At 47.7% G+C, this 26,047-nt stretch carries 26 protein-coding genes; 12 read left to right on the top strand and 14 right to left on the bottom strand.

Annotated elements, in window-relative coordinates; translation table 11 throughout:
* Positions 1-42 precede the first annotated feature (42 nt).
* Both argB and slmA read left to right on the top strand, forming a co-directional pair.
* Positions 43-939, top strand: a complete 897-nt coding sequence (gene argB / locus AC4IE7_RS17150) for an acetylglutamate kinase (protein WP_490778085.1) — start codon at positions 43-45, stop codon at positions 937-939.
* Positions 936-1,538, top strand: coding sequence for a nucleoid occlusion factor SlmA (gene slmA / locus AC4IE7_RS17145; RefSeq protein WP_490778084.1), 603 nt, complete (start codon positions 936-938; stop codon positions 1,536-1,538). The genes argB and slmA overlap by 4 nt, the downstream gene beginning before the upstream one ends.
* Before the next feature lie 79 nt (positions 1,539-1,617).
* On the opposite strand, the gene AC4IE7_RS17140 is transcribed toward slmA, so the two are convergent.
* On the bottom strand, positions 1,618-2,592 hold the full coding sequence (locus AC4IE7_RS17140; protein ID WP_490778083.1) for a DUF4124 domain-containing protein: 975 nt from the start codon (positions 2,590-2,592) through the stop codon (positions 1,618-1,620).
* An 81-nt stretch (positions 2,593-2,673) separates the two neighbouring features.
* On the opposite strand from AC4IE7_RS17140, the gene AC4IE7_RS17135 reads away from it, so the two are divergent.
* The gene (locus AC4IE7_RS17135; protein ID WP_490778082.1) at positions 2,674-3,420 is read left to right on the top strand and encodes a sulfite exporter TauE/SafE family protein; all 747 of its coding nucleotides are present in this window, start codon (positions 2,674-2,676) and stop codon (positions 3,418-3,420) included.
* A 204-nt stretch (positions 3,421-3,624) separates the two neighbouring features.
* Here the strand turns inward: AC4IE7_RS17135 and pyrE are convergent, their stop codons facing one another.
* Complete coding sequence (gene pyrE, locus AC4IE7_RS17130; protein ID WP_490778081.1) at positions 3,625-4,269, bottom strand: orotate phosphoribosyltransferase; 645 nt, start codon at positions 4,267-4,269, stop codon at positions 3,625-3,627.
* 170 nt (positions 4,270-4,439) lie between these two features.
* On the opposite strand from pyrE, the gene AC4IE7_RS17125 reads away from it, so the two are divergent.
* The gene (locus AC4IE7_RS17125; protein WP_490778080.1) at positions 4,440-5,834 is read left to right on the top strand and encodes an AmpG family muropeptide MFS transporter; all 1,395 of its coding nucleotides are present in this window, start codon (positions 4,440-4,442) and stop codon (positions 5,832-5,834) included.
* 127 nt (positions 5,835-5,961) lie between these two features.
* Positions 5,962-6,642, top strand: a complete 681-nt coding sequence (locus AC4IE7_RS17120; RefSeq protein WP_490778079.1) for a sulfite exporter TauE/SafE family protein — start codon at positions 5,962-5,964, stop codon at positions 6,640-6,642.
* A gap of 109 nt (positions 6,643-6,751) precedes the next feature.
* Here the strand turns inward: AC4IE7_RS17120 and AC4IE7_RS17115 are convergent, their stop codons facing one another.
* From AC4IE7_RS17115 to AC4IE7_RS17090, 6 genes are all read right to left on the bottom strand, one after another.
* Complete coding sequence (locus AC4IE7_RS17115; RefSeq protein WP_490778078.1) at positions 6,752-7,195, bottom strand: DUF4426 domain-containing protein; 444 nt, start codon at positions 7,193-7,195, stop codon at positions 6,752-6,754.
* Between the two features lie 393 nt (positions 7,196-7,588).
* Positions 7,589-9,565, bottom strand: a complete 1,977-nt coding sequence (locus tag AC4IE7_RS17110; protein WP_490778077.1) for a dynamin family protein — start codon at positions 9,563-9,565, stop codon at positions 7,589-7,591.
* A 107-nt stretch (positions 9,566-9,672) separates the two neighbouring features.
* Complete coding sequence (locus AC4IE7_RS17105) at positions 9,673-9,957, bottom strand: ACR/YggU family protein (RefSeq protein WP_490778076.1); 285 nt, start codon at positions 9,955-9,957, stop codon at positions 9,673-9,675.
* Positions 9,954-10,532 carry a YggT family protein gene (locus AC4IE7_RS17100; protein WP_490778075.1) on the bottom strand — a complete coding sequence of 193 codons (579 nt, stop codon included), beginning with the start codon at positions 10,530-10,532 and terminating at the stop codon, positions 9,954-9,956. Before AC4IE7_RS17100 ends, AC4IE7_RS17105 begins: the two co-directional genes overlap by 4 nt.
* Complete coding sequence (gene proC, locus AC4IE7_RS17095; protein ID WP_490778074.1) at positions 10,525-11,361, bottom strand: pyrroline-5-carboxylate reductase; 837 nt, start codon at positions 11,359-11,361, stop codon at positions 10,525-10,527. Before proC ends, AC4IE7_RS17100 begins: the two co-directional genes overlap by 8 nt.
* A 25-nt stretch (positions 11,362-11,386) precedes the next feature.
* Entirely contained in the window at positions 11,387-12,109 is a 723-nt protein-coding gene (locus tag AC4IE7_RS17090) for a YggS family pyridoxal phosphate-dependent enzyme (protein ID WP_490778073.1), read from the bottom strand.
* Between the two features lie 265 nt (positions 12,110-12,374).
* Here AC4IE7_RS17090 and AC4IE7_RS17085 point away from each other — a divergent pair, with 265 nt between their 5' ends.
* On the top strand, positions 12,375-13,409 hold the full coding sequence (locus AC4IE7_RS17085) for a type IV pilus twitching motility protein PilT (RefSeq protein ID WP_490778072.1): 1,035 nt from the start codon (positions 12,375-12,377) through the stop codon (positions 13,407-13,409).
* 156 nt (positions 13,410-13,565) lie between these two features.
* Complete coding sequence (locus AC4IE7_RS17080; protein WP_490778071.1) at positions 13,566-14,690, top strand: PilT/PilU family type 4a pilus ATPase; 1,125 nt, start codon at positions 13,566-13,568, stop codon at positions 14,688-14,690.
* 238 nt (positions 14,691-14,928) lie between these two features.
* On the opposite strand, the gene AC4IE7_RS17075 is transcribed toward AC4IE7_RS17080, so the two are convergent.
* From AC4IE7_RS17075 to AC4IE7_RS17055, 5 genes are all read right to left on the bottom strand, one after another.
* The gene (locus AC4IE7_RS17075; RefSeq protein WP_490778070.1) at positions 14,929-15,381 is read right to left on the bottom strand and encodes a hypothetical protein; all 453 of its coding nucleotides are present in this window, start codon (positions 15,379-15,381) and stop codon (positions 14,929-14,931) included.
* A gap of 306 nt (positions 15,382-15,687) precedes the next feature.
* A complete protein-coding gene (locus AC4IE7_RS17070; RefSeq protein WP_490778069.1) occupies positions 15,688-16,260 on the bottom strand; it encodes an ankyrin repeat domain-containing protein in 573 nt (190 codons plus the stop codon).
* A gap of 77 nt (positions 16,261-16,337) precedes the next feature.
* A complete protein-coding gene (locus AC4IE7_RS17065) occupies positions 16,338-16,673 on the bottom strand; it encodes a DUF1820 family protein (RefSeq protein WP_490778068.1) in 336 nt (111 codons plus the stop codon).
* A gap of 167 nt (positions 16,674-16,840) precedes the next feature.
* Positions 16,841-17,005, bottom strand: coding sequence for a hypothetical protein (locus tag AC4IE7_RS17060; RefSeq protein ID WP_490778067.1), 165 nt, complete (start codon positions 17,003-17,005; stop codon positions 16,841-16,843).
* 850 nt (positions 17,006-17,855) lie between these two features.
* Positions 17,856-18,566, bottom strand: coding sequence for an NYN domain-containing protein (locus AC4IE7_RS17055; protein WP_490778066.1), 711 nt, complete (start codon positions 18,564-18,566; stop codon positions 17,856-17,858).
* A 534-nt stretch (positions 18,567-19,100) separates the two neighbouring features.
* Here AC4IE7_RS17055 and AC4IE7_RS17050 point away from each other — a divergent pair.
* Positions 19,101-19,661: a heme-binding beta-barrel domain-containing protein gene (locus tag AC4IE7_RS17050; protein WP_490778065.1), complete on the top strand. Its 561-nt coding sequence runs from the start codon at positions 19,101-19,103 to the stop codon at positions 19,659-19,661.
* 54 nt (positions 19,662-19,715) lie between these two features.
* Positions 19,716-20,330: an NAD(P)H-dependent oxidoreductase gene (locus AC4IE7_RS17045; RefSeq protein WP_490778064.1), complete on the top strand. Its 615-nt coding sequence runs from the start codon at positions 19,716-19,718 to the stop codon at positions 20,328-20,330.
* A gap of 126 nt (positions 20,331-20,456) precedes the next feature.
* Here AC4IE7_RS17045 and AC4IE7_RS17040 read toward each other — a convergent pair whose 3' ends face one another.
* Entirely contained in the window at positions 20,457-21,542 is a 1,086-nt protein-coding gene (locus AC4IE7_RS17040; protein WP_490778063.1) for a hypothetical protein, read from the bottom strand.
* Between the two features lie 691 nt (positions 21,543-22,233).
* Here AC4IE7_RS17040 and AC4IE7_RS17035 point away from each other — a divergent pair.
* The 3 genes from AC4IE7_RS17035 (at position 22,234) to AC4IE7_RS17025 (ending at position 25,949) form a co-directional block, all read left to right on the top strand.
* Complete coding sequence (locus AC4IE7_RS17035; protein ID WP_490778062.1) at positions 22,234-23,469, top strand: multidrug effflux MFS transporter; 1,236 nt, start codon at positions 22,234-22,236, stop codon at positions 23,467-23,469.
* Positions 23,470-23,902: 433 nt separating this feature from the next.
* Entirely contained in the window at positions 23,903-25,240 is a 1,338-nt protein-coding gene (locus tag AC4IE7_RS17030; protein WP_490778061.1) for a tyrosine-type recombinase/integrase, read from the top strand.
* Entirely contained in the window at positions 25,230-25,949 is a 720-nt protein-coding gene (locus AC4IE7_RS17025) for a hypothetical protein (RefSeq protein ID WP_490778060.1), read from the top strand. The genes AC4IE7_RS17030 and AC4IE7_RS17025 overlap by 11 nt, the downstream gene beginning before the upstream one ends.
* Positions 25,950-26,047 lie beyond the last annotated feature (98 nt).

Here is a 26,047-nt window from a genome sequence, read left to right as displayed (position 1 = left end):
GTATAGATAGTTAAACCTTCCTCACTGAGTTGTCACCAAAAGATGAGTCTAACAGCTGAACAGGCGCAGAATATTGCCCACGTATTAACCTCAGCCCTCCCCTATATCCAGCGATTTAGTGGTAAAACCCTGGTCATTAAATATGGCGGTAACGCCATGGTCGACGAGGCTTTAAAAAACAGTTTTGCCATGGATGTGGTGTTGATGAAGCTGGTTGGGGTTAATCCTGTGGTTGTGCATGGCGGCGGTCCACAGATTGCCGATCTACTGGGGCGGTTGGGCAAGAATTCTGAGTTTGTTCAGGGGATGCGAGTCACCGACAGCGAAACCATGGACGTTGTAGAGATGGTGCTGGGTGGATTGGTGAATAAAGACATCGTTAGTCTGATCAACCGTGCTGGTGGCTCGGCTGTGGGGCTGACAGGTAAGGATGGTGATCTGATCCACGCAAAAAAAATGGTGATCAGCCGCGTCGGGCCTGAGTTGGATGTTCCTGAAATCATCGATATTGGGCATGTTGGTGAGGTGGAGAGCATTGATGTGAGTGTGGTCGATATGTTGATACAGGGTGACTTTATTCCTGTAATCGCACCCATCGGTGTCGGCAAGGACGGCCACTCCTATAATATCAATGCAGACCTGGTTGCTGGTAAGGTCGCAGAGGTTATGCAGGCAGAGAAGTTGATACTCCTGACCAACACCCGGGGATTGCTTGATAAGGACGGTGGTCTGCTGACAGGTCTCTCTGCTGAAAGGGTCGATGAATTGATTGATGATGGGACTATTCACGGCGGCATGCTGCCTAAAATTGCCACGGCTCTGGAAGCGGTGAAAGCGGGAGTGGGAAGCTCTCATATCATTGATGGACGCGTACCCCATGCAGTTTTACTTGAGCTGTTCACGGATGAGGGTGTGGGTACCTTGATTCGGCGTAGATGATGACAAAAGAGAAGAAGGCGCCTCGTAGGCAATTGATTCTCGAGGCACTGGCTCGTGAACTTGAGCAGAACCCTGGGGAGAGGATTACAACTGCTTCTCTGAGTAAGGCGGTTGGTGTTTCTGAGGCGGCACTCTATCGTCATTTTGCAAGCAAAGCCAAGATGTTCGAAGGATTGATTGATTTCGCTGAAGAGAGTGTCTTTATTCGCATCAATCAGATTCTCAAAGAACATTCAGATGCACAAACCCGATGTGCACGAATTCTCTACCTGTTATTGGTTTTCTCCGAACGGAATCCAGGTATAACCAGAGTTTTACTTGGTGATGTTCTGGTGGGTGAGACAGAGCGCCTGTTGGCTCGTGTCGGGCAGTTTTTTGATCGCTTCGAGACACAGCTAAAACAGGTTCTGAGAGAAGGAGAGATGAGGAGTGAAGGGAGGCCTCATGCATTGGATAGCGCAATTTCTGCCAATATGATGACCTGTCTTGTAGAGGGGTTGCTGCACCAATATCTGCGTAGTCGATTTAAGGCATCACCACTGCAGCATTGGGAGATTCAGTGGCGGCTTCTATCAGCAACCCTGTTTCCAGATAGTTAACGGCCATCAGGGGTTTGCTGGTCAGCATTCAGCCATATTCCATCAAAGTATACTCCACACCAGAATATCACTCTGCCAGCTATTGGGTGAGTGCTTTCTGAAACCCTTCTTTTATTTTCAATACCTTTGATGTTTTCTTGCATCGGATACTATTTGCCGGATCAGCTTTGCATTGTAGATCCATGAAAATCACAGTGCTGCCCTTTTGTGGATCCTCAATACGGGACATGGAGATGCTGATATCGCCATCATTGACAGGCTCGCCAGCAATCACAATGTTTTTGCCATCGATTTTGATTGCTGTGGTGCTGTGCTTTTTAAGATACTGCTTGGCCAATATCCAGGGTTTGTCACAGGACTTGTCATCCTGGCAATCGTAGACATTTTGAAGTGCGTCACTGAAGGTTGACTCGGCCTCTTTGATAGGATTGTTGCTGGCACTCAGCTTTTTCAATTCACGAAAGCGCTTCAGGTCCTGGGCGAATGATTGCCGTATACGGTTTTTATGGTGTTCTCGATCGATAATTGAGCTGTAGGCATCCTTTAAAGCCTGCCGTTTGATCTCGATATCATTCTGCATCTTTGCTGAGACAGGTTTTCCGCTCAATTCTCTCTGCGCGGCATGCTGTTGCATGTCATCAAGAGTCGATTTGAGACGTTTGATATTCGAATGGGTTACCCTGATGTGCGTGTCTACAGCCTGTAGTTGCCCATTACGGGTCATCAGAATATCATCTTCAGTGCGGAAGGAGCGTAACAGCACATTATCAAGGGCCTGCTGTTTTTCCAGTACCCTCTGTCGCTCCAGACGCAGCCGCTCCTCTTCGCGCTCCTGCCTGAGTTCCTCGGCAGTTTTAGCCGCGTCCACCTTTTGTACCGTGATGCCATGCTCATCTAAATGAGAGCGTGCCCGATGTGTCTCTGTTGGTGGTAATTTGTCGGAATAGTGGGTGCGCCCTTCGTCATCCGTCCATTTGTAAAGCTTCCCTGCAAAACAATTTAGGGGTAAGACGCTGCATAAAAGGATAACTGTACAGATATTTCTCAAACCCATGCTCGCTTATGACTCTAATTTCGCCGATTACACTTAAAGATCGATTATACTTCGGGAGTTACCTCATAAGATAGCTGGTTTGTGGAACAGTTCACCCTTTTCATTATTTCTATTCTGGCAAATCTCTTCTCCGCCTTCTCTGGTGGCGGTGCGGGATTGGTGCAATTGCCTGCATTAATCTTCCTTGGATTACCTTTCGGTATCGCTTTAGCGACCCATAAAGTGGCCTCTGTGGCGCTGGGGATTGGCGCCACTATACGACATCTGCGCGAGGGTGGGCTGGAGCGCCAGTTTGTGATCTTTATGCTCGCTGCCGGTATACCTGGCGTCATTCTTGGCGCCAGTCTAATTCTGCAGATACCGGATCGGATCGCCGAAGTCTCCCTTGGAATACTCACCCTGGGGTTGAGTCTCTACTCTTTTCTAAGTCCTCAGCTGGGGCAGGAGTACAAGGCAATTCATCGTGACCGGATAGGGATGATCGCCGGGGGAGTGGGGTTGTTCCTGATTGGTGTGCTGAACGGCTCTCTCACTTCTGGCACAGGTCTGTTTGTTACGCTCTGGCTAGTGCGCTGGTATGGGCTCGACTACCAGCGTGCAGTAGCGCACACCTTGGTCCTGGTTGGGGTGTTTTGGAATGGCAGTGGGGCCATTACTTTAGGGCTTCTGGGGGAGATACGTTGGCAGTGGTTGCCTGTTCTGATTGCTGGATCGTTGATTGGTGGCTATTTCGGAGCACACCTCTCAATTGCTAAAGGGAATAGATGGATCAAAAGGGGGTTTGAAATTGTCACCCTCCTCGTTGGATTGAAGCTTATTTATGGATAGTAGCTCCCGGCACTTGAAGCGGAGTAGATCGAGTGCCGGGTGGTGAGGAATCTCGAGCTTGAAGCTAAAAAAATCAGTTGACCGCGCCATTCCAGTGCTGTGATCTGATTTTTGAGGAAAACGGCTTCGACGGTGATGGTTACCTTTTGGGTGAATCACACTGCCCAACTGATCTCTTGAGGTTGAAGCAAACCGGATTGCAGATTATGCGACCCCGTAATTCTCACGATAGGCTTGAATACGCTGCAGAGCCTCCTTGTCATCATCCTTCTGACTGAGGTATTCGATCAGCTGTTCAAGCTTGACTATGGCACTGACAGGCATGCCGTAATCACTCTCGACTTCCTGTATGGCCGATCTCTCCCCCTGTCCCCGCTCTTGTCGGTCCAGGGCGATAACAACCCCGGCGGGGATGGCACTTTCGCACTTGATGATCTCCACTGATTCACGCACTGAAGTGCCTGCAGAGATGACATCATCGATGATCATTATTCTGCCTTCCAGGGCATGTCCGACAATCACACCACCCTCGCCATGATCTTTAGCCTCTTTGCGATTGAAGGCATAGGGCAGATCCAGACCATGATGGTCATGCAGCGCAGCAGCAGTTACTGCAGCCAATGGAATGCCTTTGTAGGCTGGGCCGTAGAGTACATCGAATTCGATTCCGGAATCGACTATAGCCTGGGCATAGTATCGTCCCAATCGTGCCAGACTGGCACCGGTATTGAAGAGTCCAGCGTTGAAGAAATAGGGGCTGACCCGGCCGGATTTCAGCGTGAACTCGCCAAACCGAAGTACCCCGACGTCGAGGGCGAAGTCAAGAAATTCCCGTTGATAATCCTGCATGATCGAATACCTGTTTAAAGAGAGGTGCGCATTGTAACCTCCCGCCACCTAAATAGTCATCAGAGCATACAATTTGGGCTTTGAGCCGACAGGGTGTTCACCGGACTCGAATGGGACTATTGACCAACAGAAGCATATAATGCCCGATCATTTCACGATTAGAGGTATCCGTGTCAACAGCCAGCAGGTTATCCAATTGGCGCCAAACATTGTCAGTCTATTGGCAGCCGGGCGTTCGCAATATGCTCTTTTTGGGGTTTTCAGCCGGATTGCCCCTGTTGCTGGTTTTCGGGACCCTCTCCTTTTGGCTGCGAGAGGCTGGCGTCGCCCGCTCCACCATTGGCTTTTTGAGCTGGGTGGCTCTGGCATATGGCTTCAAGTGGATCTGGGCTCCATTGGTCGATCGTATGCAATTACCCTGGCTGACGAGACGTTTGGGGCGTCGTCGGGGATGGATGATTTTTGCCCAGATGATGGTGATCCTGGGGCTTTGTGGATTGGCCTTCTCTGATCCGCTACAAGGATTAGGCTCATTTGCTCTGTTTGCGCTGTTGGTGGCTTTTTCTTCCGCTACCCAGGATATCGCCATCGATGCCTACCGTATCGAATCGGCTGAGGTAAAGTTTCAGGGGTATATGGCTGCAAACTACATGATCGGCTATCGCTTGGCGATGATCGTCAGTGGTGGTGGTGCCCTGGGTATTGCGAATTGGGTTGCACCAACTGAGACTGGCTATCATCTTGCTGCCTGGACCCTGGCCTATCTGAGTATGGCACTGTTGATGTTAGTGGGTGTGGCGACAGTTTTGCTGATATCAGAACCGGATGTGCATCCCGATAGGGCTACCTTAGAGCAGGAGGCCAAAGTTGAGGAGGCCCTGGGGCAACAAACCTGGCTACCTGAACCGCTGCGTCGATTCATGACCTGGTTTTCCGATGCGGTAGTCAGTCCATTTGTCGATTTTATCAGGCGTTACCAATGGCAGGCTCTATTGTTACTGGCCCTGATTGCCACCTACCGGATTTCAGATATTGTGCTAGGGGTTATCTCGAGCGTTTTCTATGTTGATCTGGGTTTCAGTAAGGGTGAGGTTGGTCTGGTTGTCGGTGTGTTTGGCGTGGTAATGACCTTGGTTGGCGCTGTTCTTGGGGGTACGTTGGTTGCTCGTTTCAGTGTGATGCCAATCTTACTTATTGGTGGGATATTGGCAGCGGCAACCAATCTCCTTTTTGCCTGGTTAGCTGAGGTTGGATATAACCTCTTCTTTTTGACCCTGGTGATCTCTGCAGATAATCTGAGCGCCGGCTTGGCAACTGCTGCATTTGTTGCCTATCTTTCAAGTTTGACCAATGTCGCCTATTCGGCAACCCAGTATGCGCTATTCAGCTCAGTAATGTTGTTATTGCCAAAATTCCTGGGAGGCTTTTCCGGCGTGATGGTGGATAGTTTTGGTTATCCTGCATTCTTTCTGATTACCGCTTCAATCGGAGTGCCTGTCATATTCCTGATTCTATTGGCAATGCGATATGTACCTGTGCCCAGATCGAAGCATAATCCCGGATAATGTGTCAATTTTTTGAGGTTAACTGCAATGTGCTCTGAAATACGATCTGATAGTCGCCAGCTGGTGATTCATACAGATGATACTCATATCATTGATAGATCGAGGTTGATTGTCGGGAGCGCAATCCATGGTTGAACCAGGAAGTTATCTGGCTGCATTTGTTGTTGGGCTATTGGGGGGTGGTCATTGTGCCGGTATGTGTGGTGGTATCGTTGGTGCTTTGACATTCGGCCTGCCGGAACAGGTACGGGATAGACTTATACAGACACTGCCTTATCAGGTTGGTTATAACTTGGGTCGTATTACCAGTTATGTCTTGGCTGGTGCGATCATGGGGGGGCTCGGCCTATTACTGGCTCAATTGATGCCGGTCTATGTAGCGCAGCAGGTGTTGTTGGTCGTAGCTGGATTATTCATGATCTTTCTTGGTCTCTATCTAGGTGGTTGGTGGTTAGGTTTGTCTAGAATAGAGCATCTGGGTAACAGTTTATGGAAGCGTATCGAGCCCTTTGCAAGAAAACTGTTACCGGTTAAAACCCCTGCACAAGCTTGGGTTCTGGGTATTGTCTGGGGCTGGATCCCCTGTGGTCTGGTCTACAGTATGTTGATCTGGACTGTTTCATCAGGTGGCATTGTTGAAGGTGCGGGATTGATGTTGGCTTTCGGCTTAGGCACATTGCCAAATCTTTTTGCTATGGGGATGGTTGCAGGTAGCCTGGCGAGATGGCTCAAGGATATTCGGGTTCGCCGTGCAGCAGGATTGACGGTCATCATATTTGGTTTGGTGACCCTATATCGAGCTTTCTAAAAGGTTGAGGCTTTCAGGTTGGGCGAGTAGTCCAGAACCCTTATATTGAGTGTTCTTGATATTCAACCCCTCTCACCCAGAGGGCGAGGGAGTTAGTGGGGTAGCAGCGCTAATCGATATAAAAATCCTGGCTCAATTTGGCGGTATAGAAACGCCGCTCTCCTCTGGGTTGTACCTTTAACTCAAAATTCAGTGTCTCCTGATCAGCGATGCGGAACTCACCGATGTAATAGACGGCATCACCCTCTTTGACCTTACGCATGGGGATGCTGATCAACTGGCCGCGTATATTATTAGCCTTGGCCATTACGATGGCTTCCGATGGTGTACCGGTGGTTCCTTCCTCTGATTTGATGATGCTGACATTCAGCATGCCACGGTACTTACTTCGTTGAATGCCATATTGGCGGGCTACATTGGGCTCCAGTGAAGCACTGGGTATGGCGTTGTGGTGAATGGTATATCCAGGAATGGTGGTACTGTTTTCTGCCCAGACAGGAAGGGTGATGAGTGATACAAACAGCAGTCTGGTAAAAAAATTAAAAACGGACATGTAAACTCCTCCATTATGCCGGTCTGATTGACCGGTCTAGGTTGTGATTGCCCTGGTCAAGGTGAACATCTTTTCTGCCTATGTCAAAGTGGACGATGTCGATCAGAAGAGCAGATAAGCACTCTTCTATGCTTGGGGCATGAACAACAGTTTAGACGATCAAGCCCAGAGCGTGAAGTGGAACTGTATACGGGGTGGGTGTAGGACGCCTGCTGGTTAGTAGATTGCAGGTAAAAGAGCCTGCGGTCGATTAGTCTCTTAAGCGCTGATTAACTTGGTTAATATAAGGCTTGCAGATCGAAGATAATAGCTAATTAAAAGACGACCTACTGCAGTGTCACAAGACAGAGCAGTAGGTTTATTTAGATTAAGACGAACTCTGTTATGCAGCTATCAACCCGCATTTTGTTTAACCAGTGTTGGTTTCTGACGTTTAGCCTGATGCAATGGACGGCTATTGCTTAGTCTGTTGGACATATTGCGTAGTGCTGTCAGCTGTCTGGCCAGTTCGGTATATTGTTCCTGAAGTTCGAGTATGCGGTACTGCAAAGTATTTCGGGACTGGCCGATCTTTTGCAGATTTGTAAGCCGCTTCTCCATCATCTCCTTGTGATCTTTGATCTGCATCACTAAGGGTTCCAGGGTTGAACTGAGCCATCTGTTGATATCTTCGTCAGCCCTTTTAAAGATGTCGTGAGCGCGCTTAACCAATGCAGAGAAAAAACGTTTAACGACAAAGTTCTGTTCCATCATGGCAGTTACAGGGCTATTTCGAAAGATCTCAGCCTCCTGGTGCAGCAGCTCAAGTTCAACACGATATTTCACAATCGAAAACATCTTTGGCTGCACCACGGCAAAACCGTGTTCATTCTGAAATTTTCTGTAGATCGCGCGTATCAGCTTACGGGTCTGTTCGCTTTGGTTGACAACCATAAGCATGGTGCTGCGTGTCTCTTCGAACAGGTTCTTCATCGAACCCTTCATGCCGCTGGTGGTCCAGCTGTTGGTCATCTCTTTGCGGGATTTTTCAATCGTACTTTCCAGGGCTTCAAGGCTGAGGGTTTCAGAGAGCGTGCTGGCCTGCTGTTTCAGCTGCTTGCGGCTCAGCTGGAAAGTTTCTACATCACGGAGATATTGCGCCTGTTCACTGCGGGTCTTCTCCATCAGATTGGTGATCACGTCATCACTCTTATCGCTCAGCTCTTCCAGCTCTTCGAGTTGGTACTTGGTGTCGTTGAGCTTGCCGGAGAGCATGCTGCGGCTGTTGTCGAGCATCTGACCGACATCAGAACTGACCGTATCGAGAATGATCTGTTGTTTGATGTTCAGAACATCCTGACCCAGGTAGTTTTCAAGTTCCAGTAATGCACTCTTTTCAAGTAGCGATGGTTCGCCTTTGATCTTTGCAAGCAGACCTTTCTGAGCAGAGATGGGAAAAACAACTCTTGGTTCAACACCCAGCATCTCAGCTGTATTAGTCTGCTGGTTTCTGATTGCATCATGGATATCTTCATGTTCACGCAAATCATCCCAGAGGGTGTCGATCTTGTTCAATACCACCATCAGGCCTCGCTGGCGGCCACTCTGAAAGCCTTTGATATGGTGCTGCCAGATCTCCATGTCGCTGCGGGTTACGCCAGTGTCAGCGCCAAGTACAAACAGCACTGCCTGAGCGGCAGGTAACATGTTGAGGGTCAGTTCCGGTTCCGTACCGAGTGCATTCAGGCCGGGGGTGTCAAGAATGGTAAGACCCTTCTTCAGCATCGGATTGGGGAAGCTGATCAGGGCATGACGCCATTTTGGAATCTCGACAGTTTCAGGTGGCTGTTTCTGATGGGGGTGCAGGTCAGGATTGTAGAGGCCGAGATGTTTGGCCTCTTCGAGGGTGACCTCTTTTGTCTGGATAACTTCACTCAACGCAGCTTGCATCTGCTCAACGGAGTCGATTTCGAGCGGATAATGAACCCACTGCTTGGTGTCGTGTCTCAGCTGAGAGAGCGTGGTGTCCTGCAGTCGAGTCTCAATGGGCAGCAGACGTACATAGGCTTCGTCCCGCTCGTCATCGTAAAATATCTCAGTAGGGCACATTGTGGTGCGGCCGGCATCAGATGGCAGCAGTCGGCGGCCGTAGTCGGCAAAAAAGATGGCGTTGATCAGCTCAGTCTTACCGCGAGAGAACTCAGCGACGAAAGCTATCGTGAGTTTGTCACTTTTGAGAGTGTCGAGTGTATGTTTGATGCGCTGTTGGATGTCCTCTGTGGACATACCATTCTCTTCCAACCAGGGACCATACTCTTCAATGGTATTGATAATGTCCTTTTTCCACTGCTCGTAAGCTTGTAACTGTTCTTGAAATCTTACTTTTTCCATGCAATAGCCCCAGTCTTACACATGCTGAAACGGACCCATTTTCCGCTCTGATCAGCTTTAGGAAAAAATGATACTCGAGTAATCAGGCAGACGCCATGACCACAGTCTCACTTCTCAATCGGTATCGGCAGACGCTTAGGAGACTTTAGTTTCAGGCACTTGCTGCGGGATGACTCTCCAGTGAGCAGAGAGATGTTGCTTCTAGGGAGGCCAAAAGCCTTTGAAATGAACTTCAGTAACCGGGCGTTCGCCTGTCCATCAACAGGTGGTGCCATTATAGCCACCTTGAACTCATTTTCGCCATAGGGCCCTACAAAACGATCCTTTGAGGCCTTGGGTTGAACCCGAAGGCGCAAAATCAGGTCATCCTCCTGCCACTGATACCAGCTCATGCAAAGGGGCTAGAAGTAATCTGCAGCAGCGGTGGGATCAGCAACATTTTCAATAAAACCAACCCGATCATCACCAACATAGGCGATAAATCAATACCACCAATCGGTGGTAGAACTTTTTGAGCTGGTCGCATCACCGGACCAGTGAGGCTGTAGAGCAGATTGGTGGCTGGGTTGTAGGCCCCCGGATTGACCCAGCTCAGAATGACCTGAATCAGTACACCGAACAGAAAGATGTTGATGGTGAGTTCAATCAGTTCAGGGATTGCCCACAACAGCGGACCCAGAAGATTGACGCTGCTACCCGAGATCATGATGACCAGGAACAGCTCAACTGTTTTCAATGCCCAGGCCAGTATCAGTGACGACAGATCAATACCCCCAAATCCAGGTATGATGCGACGCAATATCTTAATCGGCGGGTTAGTCACTTTGACTAAAAACTGCGAAACAGGGTTATAGAAATCGGCTCGTACAAGCTGCAGCAGGAAGCGCAGCAATATCGCGAGGATATACAGGCCAAATATGGTTTGTACCAGAAAAATCAAAGGGTTGGAGAGATAGCTGCTACCCATGATCATTGTGTCCTAGTAAATTGGAAAGTTCGTGGGAACGCTCTTTGGCACCTTGCAGGGCATCTTTGAACAATTCCCTGAGGCCACCTTTCTCAAGGATATCAAGGGCTCGTTCGGTAGTGCCACCTGGGGAGGTGACTTTTTGACGTAGCATGGCTGGCGAGTCACTACTCTCAATCGCCATGCGGGCTGCACCTAAAGCTGTCTGTAGCGTGAGCAGTCGGGCGCTCTCTTCATCAAGCCCCATCGACTTGGCCGACTCCTCTATGGCCTCCATGACCAGGAAGAAATAGGCCGGACCACTTCCGGAAACAGCAGTTACTGCATCGATGAGGGATTCATTCTCTACCCAGCGTGTAAGGCCTACGGCTCTAAGAATGCTCTCTGCTTGGTTGCGTTGGTTTTCACTCACTCCGGGGCTGGCATAGAGACCAGTTGCACCAGACTGGATCATTGCCGGGGTGTTCGGCATGCTGCGCACTACTGCCTGATCTCCACCGAGCCAGTTATCGAGGTCTGTAGCGGTAATACCCGCAGCGATGGAGATGATCAGAGGCTTTGAATTTTGAAGGGTTTTAGCCAAATTCTGAGCAACCGACTCGAGAATTTGTGGTTTGACCGCCAATACAACGATCTGAGCCTGCTGAACCGCCTGTTCATTATCAGGCTCTGTTGTAACCCCGTAGCGGGCAGCCAGTTGGCTTAATTTTTCTGTATCGGGATCACTGACTGTAATGGCATTGCAATCATATTCGTCTGCAATGAGGCCGCCAATCAGGCTTGTTGCCATGTTGCCGCCGCCGATAAAAGTGATTTTGTCGTTTTTCATGCTACCGCTCTGTGTTCAGAGGTGATTACTGGGATTGATTATACTGCCGGGGGCCAAAAATTGCGGTGCCGATTCTGACGATGGTCGCTCCCTCGCAAATAGCATCCTCCAGATCGTTGGACATCCCCATGGAAAGGGTGCTTAAAGGCTTCTCTTTTGTACTCAACTGATCACGCAGTGTCCGCAGCAATTGAAATGGCTGTCGGGGGTCAGAATTGTCTTCTACAGGAGCTGGAATGGTCATCAGTCCCTGAATTTGTATCTTATCCAATGCTTGATATTCAGGTAATAGTTCTTTCAGCTCTTCTGGTGAATGACCGTCTTTACTCGACTCGCCGCTGGTATTGACCTGCAGGCAGATGTTGAGTGGAGCCAGGTTGTCAGGACGTTGTTGGCTGAGTCGGGTCGCATGTTTGAGGCTGGCAACGCTGTGTACCCAATCGAAGTGCTCTGCGATCTGTCGGGTCTTGTTACTCTGAATACGACCAATGAAGTGCCAGGAGAGTTTCAACGCTTCAAGTTGTGTGATTTTGCTCACCGCTTCCTGTAAGTAATTTTCTCCAAACATTCGCTGTCCTTGCTCTGCAAGCGCATGAATTTCCTCGCTGCTACGGGTTTTACTCACAGCCAGCAGTTCCACACTGCCGGGGAGGCGCTTACAAGATGTCTCTGCCTTGCGGATGCGTTCCTGTACGTGATGAAAGCGTTGCCGAAGCTGATCAGATTTGGATATGGTGTCGTCTGTCACGTCTATCTCATGCCATTTTGCCGGATAACGGATATTTGTAAGGCGGATTAGTATATTATTTGCTTATCCGGCAGCGTAATGTTGCTTTCTTATGTGTGGTCAGTCAGGTGCCAATTCAAGTTTAAGTGCCAGTTAAATTTATCTGTCTGGATGTCGATAAAGGGATAATGCCTACCAGCATGAGATACAGTACCATGATTTGCTGAAATTTTATGTGCCCGCAAATGGCACATGCATCCTTTGCATGATAGTAATGGGGGAATGAATGGATATCGCTGAACTTTTGGCCTTCAGTGTCAAACACAACGCATCAGATTTACACCTTTCATCTGGCTTACCGCCGATGATTCGCGTAGATGGAGATATACGCCGGATCAACGTGCCGGCGCTTGAGCACAAGGTTGTGCATGCCTTGGTGTATGACATCATGAACGATAAGCAGCGCAAGGATTTCGAGGAATTTCTGGAAAACGACTTCTCTTTTGAAATTCCCGGTCTGGCCCGTTTCCGGGTCAATGCCTTCAACCAGGCGCGGGGTGCCTCGGCAGTATTTCGTACCATTCCATCCAAAGTTCTGACCCTCGAAGATCTGGGTTGTCCTCAAATATTTAAGGATATTGTAGATGTGCCTCGTGGCCTGGTTTTGGTCACCGGCCCCACCGGCTCTGGTAAATCGACTACTCTCGCGGCAATGATGGACTATAAGAATGATAATGATTATTCCCATATACTGACCATCGAAGACCCCATCGAATTTGTTCATAACAGCAAAAAGTGTCTGATCAATCAACGAGAAGTACACCGCGACACCCTCGGCTTTGCTGAAGCGCTGCGATCTGCACTGCGTGAGGATCCGGATATCATCCTGGTGGGTGAGTTGCGTGATCTTGAGACCATTCGTCTGGCGCTGACGGCTGCGGAGACCGGCCATTTGGTATTCGGTACCCTGCATACCAGCTCTGCCGCAAAGACTATCGACCGAATCATCGACGTCTTCCCTGCAGGTGAGAAATCAATGGTTCGTTCCATGCTGTCTGAGTCTTTACGTTCAGTTGTTGCCCAGACACTATTGAAAAAAATAGGCGGTGGCCGAATTGCCGCTTGGGAGATTATGGTTGGTACCCCGGCGATCCGTAATCTGATTCGTGAAGACAAGGTGGCTCAGATGTACTCTGCGATACAGACCGGGCAGGCAGCCGGGATGCAGACCATGGATCAGGCCCTGAAAGAGCTGGTGCAGAAGGGCGTAGTGAGTCGTTTGGATGCCAGATCCAAAGCACAGCACAAGGATCAGTTCTAGAGTGCGTTATCAAACCTGGCTGTAGGCGTGCACAGCGGCTGAAAGCGATATACTTAGTCGCCGGGTTAATTATAATTAGGGTTAACTGATAGCCATCGAAATTGCGCTGATTTACCGTATTCGGCGCATAAGAATGAGTGTTTAGAGGACAAGAATATGGAACTGAACCCACTCCTTGCCATGATGGTCAAGAACAAGGCCTCGGACCTGTTTATCACCGCAGGTCGGGAACCATCCATCAAGGTGGATGGTAAAATTCACCCAGTGAACAAAACAGCACTGACCCCGCAACAGACCAAAGCCTTGGCCTACAGCGTCATGACCGATGCCCAGCAGCGGGAGTTCGACGAGACCAAAGAGTGTAACTTCGCCATCAGCGCGAAAAAGATTGGGCGGTTTCGTGTCAGTGCTTTTATACAGCGGGATGCAGTCGGAATGGTTCTGCGCCGGATTGAGACCAATATTCCAACCCTGGAATCTCTCTTTCTTCCGCCTGTACTGCAGGATTTATCTATCGCCAAACGTGGTTTAGTGATCTTTGTTGGTGCTACCGGTACCGGTAAATCGACTTCTCTGGCTGCAATGATTGGATATCGAAATACACGGGGTGACGGCCATATCATCAGTATCGAAGACCCGATTGAGTATATGCATGATCATGACAAATGCATTATCACGCAGAGAGAAGTGGGTATAGATACAGAATCGTACGATGTAGCACTGAAGAATACTCTTCGTCAGGCACCGGATGTGATATTGATCGGTGAGATCCGTAGCAGGGAAACCATGGAAAACGCAATCACCTTTGCTGAGACAGGTCACCTCTGTCTGTCCACCCTTCATGCCAACAATGCAAACCAGGCATTGGATCGCATCATCCACTTTTTCCCGGAAGATCACAGAGAGCAGATATTTATGGACCTCTCCCTGAATCTAAAGGCAATAGTTGCGCAGCAGCTGATACCCAAAGCTGATGGGAATGGGCGTCGCGCTGCGATTGAGGTCATGTTAAATACGCCTTTGGCTGCCGATTTGATAAGGAAGGGTAAGATTCATAAGCTGAAAGAGTTGATGAAACGCTCGAACGAGCTCGGCATGATTACCTTTGATCAGCATCTTTTTCAACTCTATGAAGAGGGCGTTATCAGTTATGAGAATGCACTCGCCCATGCTGATTCCGCCAATGATGTACGATTGATGATCAAACTTGGAGCAAGCCATACCAACGATTCACTGGTTGATGGACTGGATGGTATTACCCTGATGGATGGGAAGGCCTGAGATATCCAGGCACTACTTGCTCAGAGCTGTTTATTAGGCACACAATCAACGAGATTCAGATAGCTCCTGTAAATCTAAGGGAAGACTCTGAATACTCCTGTTCGGAAAGAAACGCTATCGTCGGTGTTATGCTTGCTTAAACCTGGATTCTGCAGTTGACCGCTGATCTTGCGCTCGCACGCTTTACCAATGGCGCGGGTGATCCGGCTGAGTGTTGCCAAATTTACCCAACAACCCACTAGGGCAGAAAAGCCTCAGCAAGGCGATACTGATTTTCTGATTCGTTGGCCAGACCACCTCCATCATTCAGAATCATCTCACAATTTTTAGCCATGCGTGCCTGCATCGCAGCCCGCCATGCCCCCTTTGTGCCATCAGCTTCATCAGGCGTCAGTGAGGCTGTTGCAGCTGCGGCAACAAAATGTTCAGCTTGTGCAGCCCAGTCTGCATCACGGCCGCAAGCTGTATAGGTCTGAGTCGCCAAAGCCTTGGCGTCTTTATAGGCAGTTTCGACCTCCTGGCTTGAGAGATCGGGGTTTGTTGCAGCTTCAATTGCCCGGGCAATCCTTGGATCTGAACTTAAATGTTCAACGCTGGCTACAAATTTACCTGCTAAAGCTCTCTGCTGTTTACTGGATAGTTGGCTAATAGCATCGCGTAAACTTTGGTCATTAGTGATTTGATTTGACATGAGAGAAACCTCCAAACCAGTAGACTGGACGTAGGATGAGATAGATTTGGCTCATCTACACATCTTAGGATTAGTCCAGATATTACTTGATGATCCAGATCAGTGAATGAGATGTTTTTATTTGATCTGTTTTCGCTGTTGTTCGGTTAACCTTCAGCTACCCACCATTTGATGATTCATGAACTATTGAGTCGCTATTCAAATAAAGATGCCTTAACTAATTGATATAAGTGGCTTTAATGGCTGTCTGAATCTAAACGCACAAGGAAAGATTGAGTTTGCAGCTATTTCCTAAGGAAGAGGGTGTCAGTGGGAGAGCTGAGATGATTCAACCATTTCCGATATCTCTGAATGTTGATTCTTTGTGGCCCAGTCAAGGGCCGTCAAATTACTGAAATCGCGGATATCGCGGTTGGCTTGATGAGCCAATAGTGTTCTCACCGATTCAATATGACCTAGCTTTGCAGCCCAGATTAGAGCGGTCCAGCCACCGGTAACCTCAATCTGGTCAATTTCGGAACCATGGGTCAAGAGTAACTCGACTATCTCATAATGGTTGTTTGAGGCAGCGAGCATCGTTGCAGAATAGCCCCCCTTATCGACTTGATTAACATCAGCGCCCGCATCAATCAGACGCTGAGCTATGCCTAGATGTCCATTGAGTGCTGCTTTCATTAACGGCGTCCACATGCAGGCATCCTGAATATCGACCTGGCCGTTATCATCAATCAGCTTGCGTATTGTTGGCAGGTCGCCTGTTTCCGCAGCAACGATCATCGCAGGAGTGTTTGAGAAACCCTCCTGCAGCTGATCAGCGGTTTGTTGAGAACATGCGCTGACCAGAGAGAGTGAACAGATTAGAAAGGGAAATATTTTCATATCGAAGAGAAGCAGTGAAAGTCACCTCCATTTTCGATATTTCCTGGTGATGCTCAATGCGTTATCGCAATCAGAGCCTACTTCTCTGGTCTGTTTTTAGGGTTAATAAAATGGTTTGGGAATGGAGTGATGTTGGAGTCCGAGTCAATATCGATAATTTTTCCTGGACCATGATCATTTTTTTCCACCTCATCGATACGAATCACAGAGTGGATAGGAATACGTGTCCGCTGTACTCCGGAAAACTCCTCTTTTAATTTTTCAGCTGAGGGGTCAACGACCAGTGAGCTGCTCTCCTGAAATATCAGGTCCTCAACCTCGACAAAACCATAAAGCTCTCCCTGACGAATGGTTTTAGCAAAGATTTCGTAGACTTTTCCTTGATTTAAAAAAACGATTTTAAACAAGTGCATGGGGAGTTATATGGCTCCTTGGTGGTGAATATCTGACATGAGTAGGTGCCTTTTAAGCTGAATCCAAGATTTATGAATCTCTGCAATCTATAAGGCATTGATCCAATGAGAAATAAATAGCTTGGTTGAAGCTGGTATGGTTCTACAGTTTTGCTGTTTATTAGTCGCTAGCTTAATTCATCACCAGGAAATGTCCAATGATGAACATGTCGCGTATAGAGGATTGAGACAAAAATGATGGTCTCAAGGGTGTAGATATAACTGTTAGCAGTGGATTGGACTTTTGTTGTCGCCACAACCACCATTGATGTTATTACGGTCGTAAGTCGCATCTACCGACTCAATATCACTCCACAGGCAGCGATAAAGGCCCCTCTCCCTTGACGGGAGAGGGGGTGGGGAGAGGGTGTGCGTCAAGAGCATTTTGAAATTGAAGTGATTGCGGCATGATCAGATCAATCCTTCTTATCCTGAGTATTGATCTTGAGGATGATGTTGTTGTTGAACACCCCTCTCCCCCAGCCCCTCTCCCGCAAGGGGCGAGGGGAGTAACGATGTTTCAGTTTCACATTGCTCTTCACCCTATTTGCCATTGTGATGATGTTTTTTGTTCTTTATCCTCTGCTCTGTAATGCTTTTCATCTCTCAAAATCCTATCGACAAGAGAAGCCAAGAAATTAATAGAGGTGCCCTTATTAACCCGGCGACTAAGTATGTCGTCTTCAGGGTATCAAGCCTGCCCTTGATCAAGGTACGGCTCGCGCCCCGCAGGAAGTGCCCTTCGGCTGAAGACAACATACTTAGTCGCCGGGTTAATAATATATGAACGAGTCGTAATTTAATGCCAGGTAGTAGAGTGCAGTGGTTCTGTTCGCAATAGAACTTTGCAATAATATGATGAAAGGTGCTTTTTAAAATATAAGTTGGGTGTTTGTTCGAAAACTTTATCGAGTTAAGTTTCGATAAAAAGTAGCGGGGTAGTCATTCTGAATTGCGGTCTATTTAACTGAAGCGACACTGCTCAGGTGAATACCAAAGATAATTGCCAGGCACCGGTTCACCCTAATGCAGCAAGCGTGCAAATAATAGATATTAAATCGAGTGTCAGGGTTGCTCTATGCCAAATGTTTCATGTGTCTATCGACTCTCTTGTCATAAGCACACAGAGCGATATTTAAACCGTTAGTTTTTCTTCCGCTTGTCTTTTACGAGATATGAGTTGCCTGGTCCTCTTTTTAACTCAAATAGATCAATCGCCTTAATCAGGCTGCTTAAATTTCTGTATCCGTAATTTCTTGTGTCAAATGATGTTTTATTGGATATATGTGATCCTACCGGACCAAGAGCAGCCCATCCATTATCTTCTTCAGTTGCCTCTATTGCTTGTCGTAAAAGATTGATTAGCTTTGTGTCAGATTTAATGTTTTTTGATTTTTCAGTAACTGAGCTGTTTTGTTTAGGTGCTTGATCAATGTATAGGAATTTCGAGCATGCGTTAACAAAAGGTGAAGGTGTTTTACGCTCTCCAAAACCCAGCACGACTTTACCCTCTGCAAGTGCGCGAGTAACCATGGGTGTAAAGTCACAATCTGATGAAACGAAACACATAACATCAATGTTCTTTGTATACATGACATCCATCGCGTCAATCACCAAAGCAATATCGGATGCATTTTTGCCTTTAGTTAAATCGTACTGCTGTATTGGCTGAATGGCGTATTCATTTAATAAGTCCTCCCAAGGCTTTAGCGAAGAACTTTTCCAGTTACCGTATGCCTTTCTTATTGTTACCACCCCATATTTTGCAACTTCGCTAAGGACATCTTCAAATTTACTTGCGGGTGCATTATCAGCATCTATAAATAGTGCAATTTTTTGAGTTGTATCGTTCATTAGTTATCTATCCCTATTGTTCAAACGAACCCCAGTGCTCTTGAGAAGGCGGAGAAAAAATTGAGGTTTGTTGCTTCAGTAAGAAGATCCATTCACTCTTGTAAGATTAGTATGAGGGAGACTGTTTTTATTAGATTCAGCTGTTTTTTATAGTGTCGCTCAAATTGAGTACCAGTGTCATGACTACATGGGGTGGAACTCTGTCTGGAAACTCCCTTTTCTATTTTTTAACTATTTCATTCAGTATTTCATAAAAGGATAATTGTAAGCATAGCATTTACTTTAGACTCTACTGGGACGACATGGATGACCAGCTTCTAGGATAGAGATAAAATAGATCCCTGGTTACAGATTAATCAGAGGTTCTTGTTGCAGGTGACTATTGATCTGAATCAATAAAATCGATAGATATATGGAATTATTGAAATAATTCAATGAGTCAGTTCGAACGAAAGAGTAATGTACTACGGATCTTTCAGTGAAGAACTGCTTCAGATAGTAAGTCATATCTATTACCTCCATGTGGAGAATCTCATGAGTGATGCAATTATTGATAGTCTAGGTCCATTGGCCCCTTTGGCTGGTGTTTGGGAGAGTGATCAGGGTGTGGATAGATCGAGGATCCATGGCAAGGAATCGGTCACAAAATTCCGAGAAAAAATTGTTTTTGAACCATTGGGTCCGGTCAATAATGGGCCACAGGAACTCTATGGATTGAGATACTCAACCGTCTGCTGGCCTCTGGATAAAGAGGATCCATTCCATGAAGAGCTAGGTTACTGGCTTTGGGACAAAGACCGCAAACAGGTTATGCGCTGCTTTCTGGTGCCCCGTGGTGTTTTAGTGAATGCCGGTGGTTATGTTGAGGAGGATAGTAAAAACTTTCGCCTCGAAGCTGAGTTAGGCTCACTGACCTATGGTGTCCTATCCAACCGCTACCTTGATGACAGCTACAAAACAAAGCGCTACTCGCTTGATCTCTCAATCAACTCAGATGGTACATTCAGCTACAGTGAAGATACCGAGTTGTGGATTCCTGTTAAGCAGGAGATATTCCACCATATTGATGAAAATACCTTAACAAAAGTCAGTTGATTGTTAAGGCTCCATGCTGTTGTATAGAAGCCCAGCAAGAAGAGTTCATTTATTATGAAAATCAGCATCATCACTGGTAGTCACCGAGTTTCATCTCAAAGCGAGAAAATCGGACGTTACACCACGTCGGTCCTGCAAAATGATTTTGATGATATTGAGACTTATCTCTATTCACTTGCTGGGAATCCACTCCCGCTCTGGGAACAGTCTATCTGGACAAAGGATAAGGAGTGGGTTGAACGGCTGGCCCCTTTGAGAAAGCAGTTTTCTGAAAGTGATGCTTTCGTCATTATATCCCCGGAATGGCATGGGCAGGTTCCAGCTGGTCTGAAAAACTTCTTCCTGATGTTCAACAATTTGGAGCTGGGGCATAAGCCAGCTTACATTATTGCAGTCTCTTCTGGTGCTGGCGGAGCCTACCCAGTAACCGAGCTGCGGATCAGCAGTTATAAGAACAACCGTATCTGCTATATCCCAGAACATCTTATCGTGCGTAATTGTGAAAAGGTCTTTAACGAGAATCCCGAAGAGAACGACCCTGATAGTGATCCGTACTACAAATCTCGTCTCCATTGGGGGCTGGGTATTTTAATTGGCTACGGTAAGGCGCTGAAAGCAATGCGGCAGCAGACACAAGTCCATCATGATGATTTTGCTAATGGAATGTGATTTCTGAGGCGAGGCTCAGCTACATAATCAATCAGCTAGTGATGTTATTGCATTTACATCCCACCGTTTAGTTTATTCCAAGGGTTGGGCTCAGGATTCGTGCAACTTCTAAGTAGACATGTCAATCTACTCGCCTGCTGTTGCGCAAAAGTCACTTTCCCAGTACCCGGTACCAGGGATATATGGTGAGGAGGGGTCTGAGTTAGTTGGAACAATGGCTCGAACCCCCCATAAGATCATAGGGGTACAAACACCTGCTTCCCATTCGGTTATGATCCTTACATCAGTACTGCCATCTAGGTATCGATCGACCAGCGATTCAGATAGTAGAGCGTTATCTGCATATCGGTAGGTGTAGCTAAAATCGTCAGTGTATTGATCCAGATCAGATCTGAATTCGAAACTTGTTGGCTGGTTAGCGGAGTTGAAAGCAAAGTTGTAAACCATATCACCTATGGATGGTGTGCTCGGTGTTGTGGCGATAACGGTTTCTGTGTTGCCGTTGCTGAAATAGGTATAGCTGAAGAGAGAATCAGATCCAGGTGGGTTAACAGCCATGTTATTGGTTGAGACTCGGCCATCACTATTATACTCAATCTGGTAAGTCTGATTTGCTACCGGGTTGTTGTTTAGATGATGGGTGTGTTCAATCAATCTTATGCCATCGTACTCAAGCAGATGATGAACCTGAGTGGTAACACCACCGATACTGTCCAATGATGTGGTATCTACTCTGCTGATAAGGCCGCTTGTATTGTAGGTATAAGTCGTAGTAAAGCTGTACTCACTATTCGTTTCAGACCAGGTTTCGACTCTGCCATCAGTGTCGTATGTATAGGTCGCAGTTGTGTTCAGGTTCTCTCTGGGTAGTGTGCTACCGAGAAGTCTAATATCAGGTGTACCATCGTCTGTATAGGTGTACTGCTCTTCCATCAGTCTACCGTTGGTGTCGTAGACAAATTCTGAGACGCCATCTATAACCCCATTGAGATCGAAATCGTACTGTCTGCGTAATACTCTGTAACCAGATTGGGTGTCTGGTTGGGTATCATCACTATCGACGTTGTCTTCTGTTGTGCCGCTGTCACTATCCGGGGTCGTGTCGTCACCACCACCACCACCGCCGCCTCCACATCCGCTGGATAAAAGTGCAGTCAATAGAGAAGTTGTCAAGATTCGGATGAAAACAGAATGGGGTTTAGAGTAAAGCATGTGTTAACTCCTTTTCGACATCAGTCCTTGGTTGTCAATCCTACCTGTATCAGGCTAAGTAACTATACCTGTTCGATACTTTTTGCTGTGAAATGAGCCGGGCCTAAAGTTTGGGCAATACTGATATATATGAGCTTGAGCTTTCTGGTTTACTCTGCTTGCTCATACTTCGTGCCGGGTTGCTGTTGTCTTGTACGCTTCGTGCTTTAGTCTGGCTTACGCCAGGATGACGAAAGAGAAGCGAACAGAGGCCACTTATTAACCAGCCAACAGACTCGATTCGCTGATGATACGCCGGTAATATATATCTCACAACTGTTATACAGGGCTACCCCTCTGCTAGGACAAACCTGCCGCGGCCCGACTGATACCATTCTCAGTAACTACTATTTTCAAATTTCCAACCACGGGACTGCAGACTCAGGTCGGAAATCCAGATGAATGTCGGGGTAGGCAGCGGTTTTCAGTCTATTCGCCTCCAGCTCCCGGTTTTTTGCCTAGGGGCGGTTATACTCCTTATACCTGCTTAATCCCTTGTCCTTATCTCCTCAGTGCGCCTTGTATTTCAGCTCATCGCCCCCATATAACACAGTGTTGGCGTAAGTCTTCAATCTTCATACGGTCATGAGATATCTCTCCCCATCTCATGATGCGATTTATCACACTACCGACACTTTGGCTCCTGATAATCTTGAACAACTCTACAACGGCTGATAGTGATACGGCGTCCCGCTTTCCCGTGCCATTTCGTGAATTCATCACCCTAATGGCAATGATGATTTCGATCACGGCTCTTTCGCTAGATGCGGTTTTGCCTATTTTGTCAGTCGTGGGCCATGATTTATCGATAAAAAACGACAATCAGACTCAATATATTATCGGGACGCTACTGCTGGGTCTTACCCTGGGGCAGCTGCTCTACGGGCCTCTGGCAGATAGCTATGGCCGCAAGTTCAGTGTCTATCTAGGCTTGCTGATATTCGTGGGTGGCTGCTTCATGAGTCTTTTTGCTACCAGCTTTTCAGTCATGCTTTTGGGGCGTTTTCTGCAGGGATTTGGGGCTGCGGCTCCACGGGTTGCAAGCATTGCCATCGTGCGTGACAGATTCACCGGACGGGAAATGGCTCGTGTCATGTCCTTCGTGATGGCGGTTTTTATTTTTGTCCCGGTCATCGCGCCCGCGATGGGCGAGATTGTGATGTCCATCAGCCATTGGCGCATGGTGTTTGCACTATTTGTGGTTATGGCTGTTTTTACTGCCGCCTGGATGGCTCTGCGTCTACCCGAAACTCTCAAACCTGAAGATCGCCATCCATTTAATCTGAATGATATTGGATACAGCTTCAGAACCGTACTGACCAACAAACAAACCCTTGGGCATACTATCAGCGCAGGGCTGGTTTTCAGCTGTCTGATCGCCTATTTAAGCTGTGCCAGACAGATTTATCAGGACTACTACCACACCGGCCATCTCTTTGCATTTTACTTCGCCCTGTCAGCGCTGTCGGTTGGTGTGGCCTCGCTGGTAAATTCCGGCATAGTCCGTCGCCTGGGTATGCACCGAATCAGTCGTTTAGGGCTGATTGCTTTAGTCGGCGTGTCAGCGCTATTTCTGGCAAGCAACATGCTCTACTCCACACAGACCCCGTTGCTGCATTTTATGCTGTTTGCGGTTCTATCCTTTTTCACCCTCGGTTTGCTATTTGGTAATTTAAACGCAATGGCGATGGAACCCATGGGCCATCAAGCCGGTATTGCCTCATCGGTAATCGGCGCACTCACATCTGCCATCTCAACCATTTTGGGAGGGCTGATCGGCCAAGCCTACGATATGACACTGATACCCCTTACACTGGGTTTTCTGATATTGGGTTTGCTGGCCCTGGCTGTGGAAGTGCGATTATCGACCTTACAGAGGGAAATCTGAGGTCAACGCCGCATACGCTTTTGCAGATGTGCAGCGGAATTGTTTTGTTGGCTGAATGTTCATGCGGAGGCTTGATCATCCCAAAGAGAGGAATGGTTTTGGGTTGCAGCGGTATTTGAAATGATAATAGCCTTTTTTATTGCGCGGATTCAACTCTGAAGCACATAAAGGAGATGTAACTTATTTATATATGGAGCCGATGGGCGGAATTGAACCGCCGACCTACTGATTACGAAAAGCTGCAAATCAAATTCACCTCTATGTGTTAACCTATATTTCCTTTTATTATCATATTGTTAAGCCTGCGTTCAGATTCATCGTGATAAATTGAAATTCTCGAAATTTCACTAAAAACGTAGCACCGGCGTAGCACGCACTGACCTACTGATCTTTTACTGATCTGTGTTTACGCTCCGTATAAGGGAAGGTTGGGATGGCAAATAAGCTGAATTTCACCAAGGCGGGTTTAGAGGCTATACCGGTCGCCGAGCCGGGCAAGCGGACCTATTACAATGACACCCGGGTATTGGGCCTGCAACTGCAGGTCACCGATAAAGGTGTCAAAACCTACTATGTCTATAAACGCATCCATGGCCGACCGAAGCGGATCAAGCTAGGGCGCTTTCCTGATATGTCACCAGCCCTGGCCCGAGACGAGGCACAGATCTGTCTTGCTCAAATTGCTAAGGGAAATGATCCCATGGTCCTCAAACGCGAAAAGCGGGCCAAATCGGTCAACCTAGCGACCGCCTTTGGGGATTTTAAGGAGGCTCGCAATTCCCTCAAAGCGAAAACCCTCTATGACTACGAACGGGTGATGAATGTCGCTTTCCCGGACTGGCAGAAAAAAGAGCTGATCATGATCACCAAAGATATGGTCGCCAGACGGCACCAGAAGTTGGGTCGGGAGCGCGGGGAGGCCTATGCTAATCTGGCCTTGCGTGTGTTTCGCACGGTCTTTAACTTTGCCCGCAGCCGTTATGAGGACGAGGCCGGTTATTCACTCTTACCGGAGAACCCCGTTCAGCGGCTCACCGATACCCGGGCCTGGTATAAGCAAAGACGCCGGGATACCGTAATCACCCGCGCCGAGTTACCCGCCTGGTTTCGGGCGGTGAACAGCATAAGGGCAGAGGTCCAAAGATCTTATAATAAGGGATTCCCTTATAAGGGAAATTCTTATCATAAGGCGGCCCCTTATAATTATAAGGAAACTGTCCTCGACTACCTCCTACTTATATTATTTACCGGACTGCGGCGGCAGGAGGCAGCACAGCTCACCTGGGCGAATGTGGATCTGGCCAATCGCACCTTAAAGATCCTGGATACCAAAAACGGCGAAAACCACACCTTGCCGCTTTCGGACTATATCTATGAGATTCTCTCATCGCGCCATAAGCAAGCCGACGATGAGACGGTCTATGTCTTTCCCGGGGAAAAGGGTACTCCCTACCTGATCGAACCGCGAAGTGTGCTGAGAAGGGTCACACAGATCTCCGGCATCACCTTTACCATTCACGATCTGCGCCGTACCTTTATCACTGTGGCTGAGAGCTTGGATATACCCGCCTATGCCCTTAAACGGTTGCTTAATCACAAGATGACCAACGATGTTACAGCAGGGTATATCGTTACCGATGTGGAGCGGTTGCGAAAACCGATGCAGATGATTACCGATTTCCTCTTATCTGTCGCTGAGATCAAACCCAGTGTGGTAGTGGTATCCCTGCACCAAGACGAGGGAAAAAGGAGTACGGATCATGGCCAATGATAACAACTCGTCTTTGATGGATAAGGCACTCAAACAATTGCAGGCATTCAATGAAAAACTCCAGCAGCAATCTAAGTGGATTGATCAGTCTAATCATCCAGAGCTGCCCGCTATCATGGATGAGTATGCCAAACGCGATTTTTGGGTATTACGGGAGGCCTTGAATTTGTTACGGGGGTATCACCCACACCGAAACGGTTGGGGTGAGTCGGGTGATCTGGAACGGGCAAAAAGTTGTGTGGGACCGGGTGGGTCGCTATCGGTAATCAATCTACAGGCCCCGGTGAGGAAATGGCAGGTGAAACCTAAAGATTTTATCAAGTGGGCAGAAGAGAAGGGATTACCACTGTACCCGGCCATGAAGCATGTCATGACCAGCCCTGCACATTTGTCCAAGCCGATAAAGCAAACCAGGACGAGTCAGGCTAATCAAACCCGTCAATCAGAAAAGAAAGCCCGGCTAGAAAACCTCGAGTGGATGAGAAATGAAATCGACAGTCGAACGGTGGAGAGGAATTGGGATAGCAGCTCTATCCCTGCGACCAAAGATGATTTTCATATTGTGTTCTTTAGCGTCTTCCCGAATCGTGACAAAGTGAAGGTGGACACGTTGGCCTGCGATTTACCCAAGATTGGCATCAAATTCCAACCAGGGCGTAAAGTTAGTAAAAACAATCTATTAGCGAAGCTATTCGATGATCTAATCTAGGGATTTTTGATAACGAAAATCCCCAGATTCCTGACGATAATACCCTGCATCCCCCCAATTTTGTTCTCGGTTTGATTCACCGAGAATCTCAAGCATGC

The organism is Candidatus Thiodiazotropha sp. AKAK3, assembly GCF_058244645.1.
This window is presented reverse-complemented; position numbering and strand designations above follow the sequence as displayed.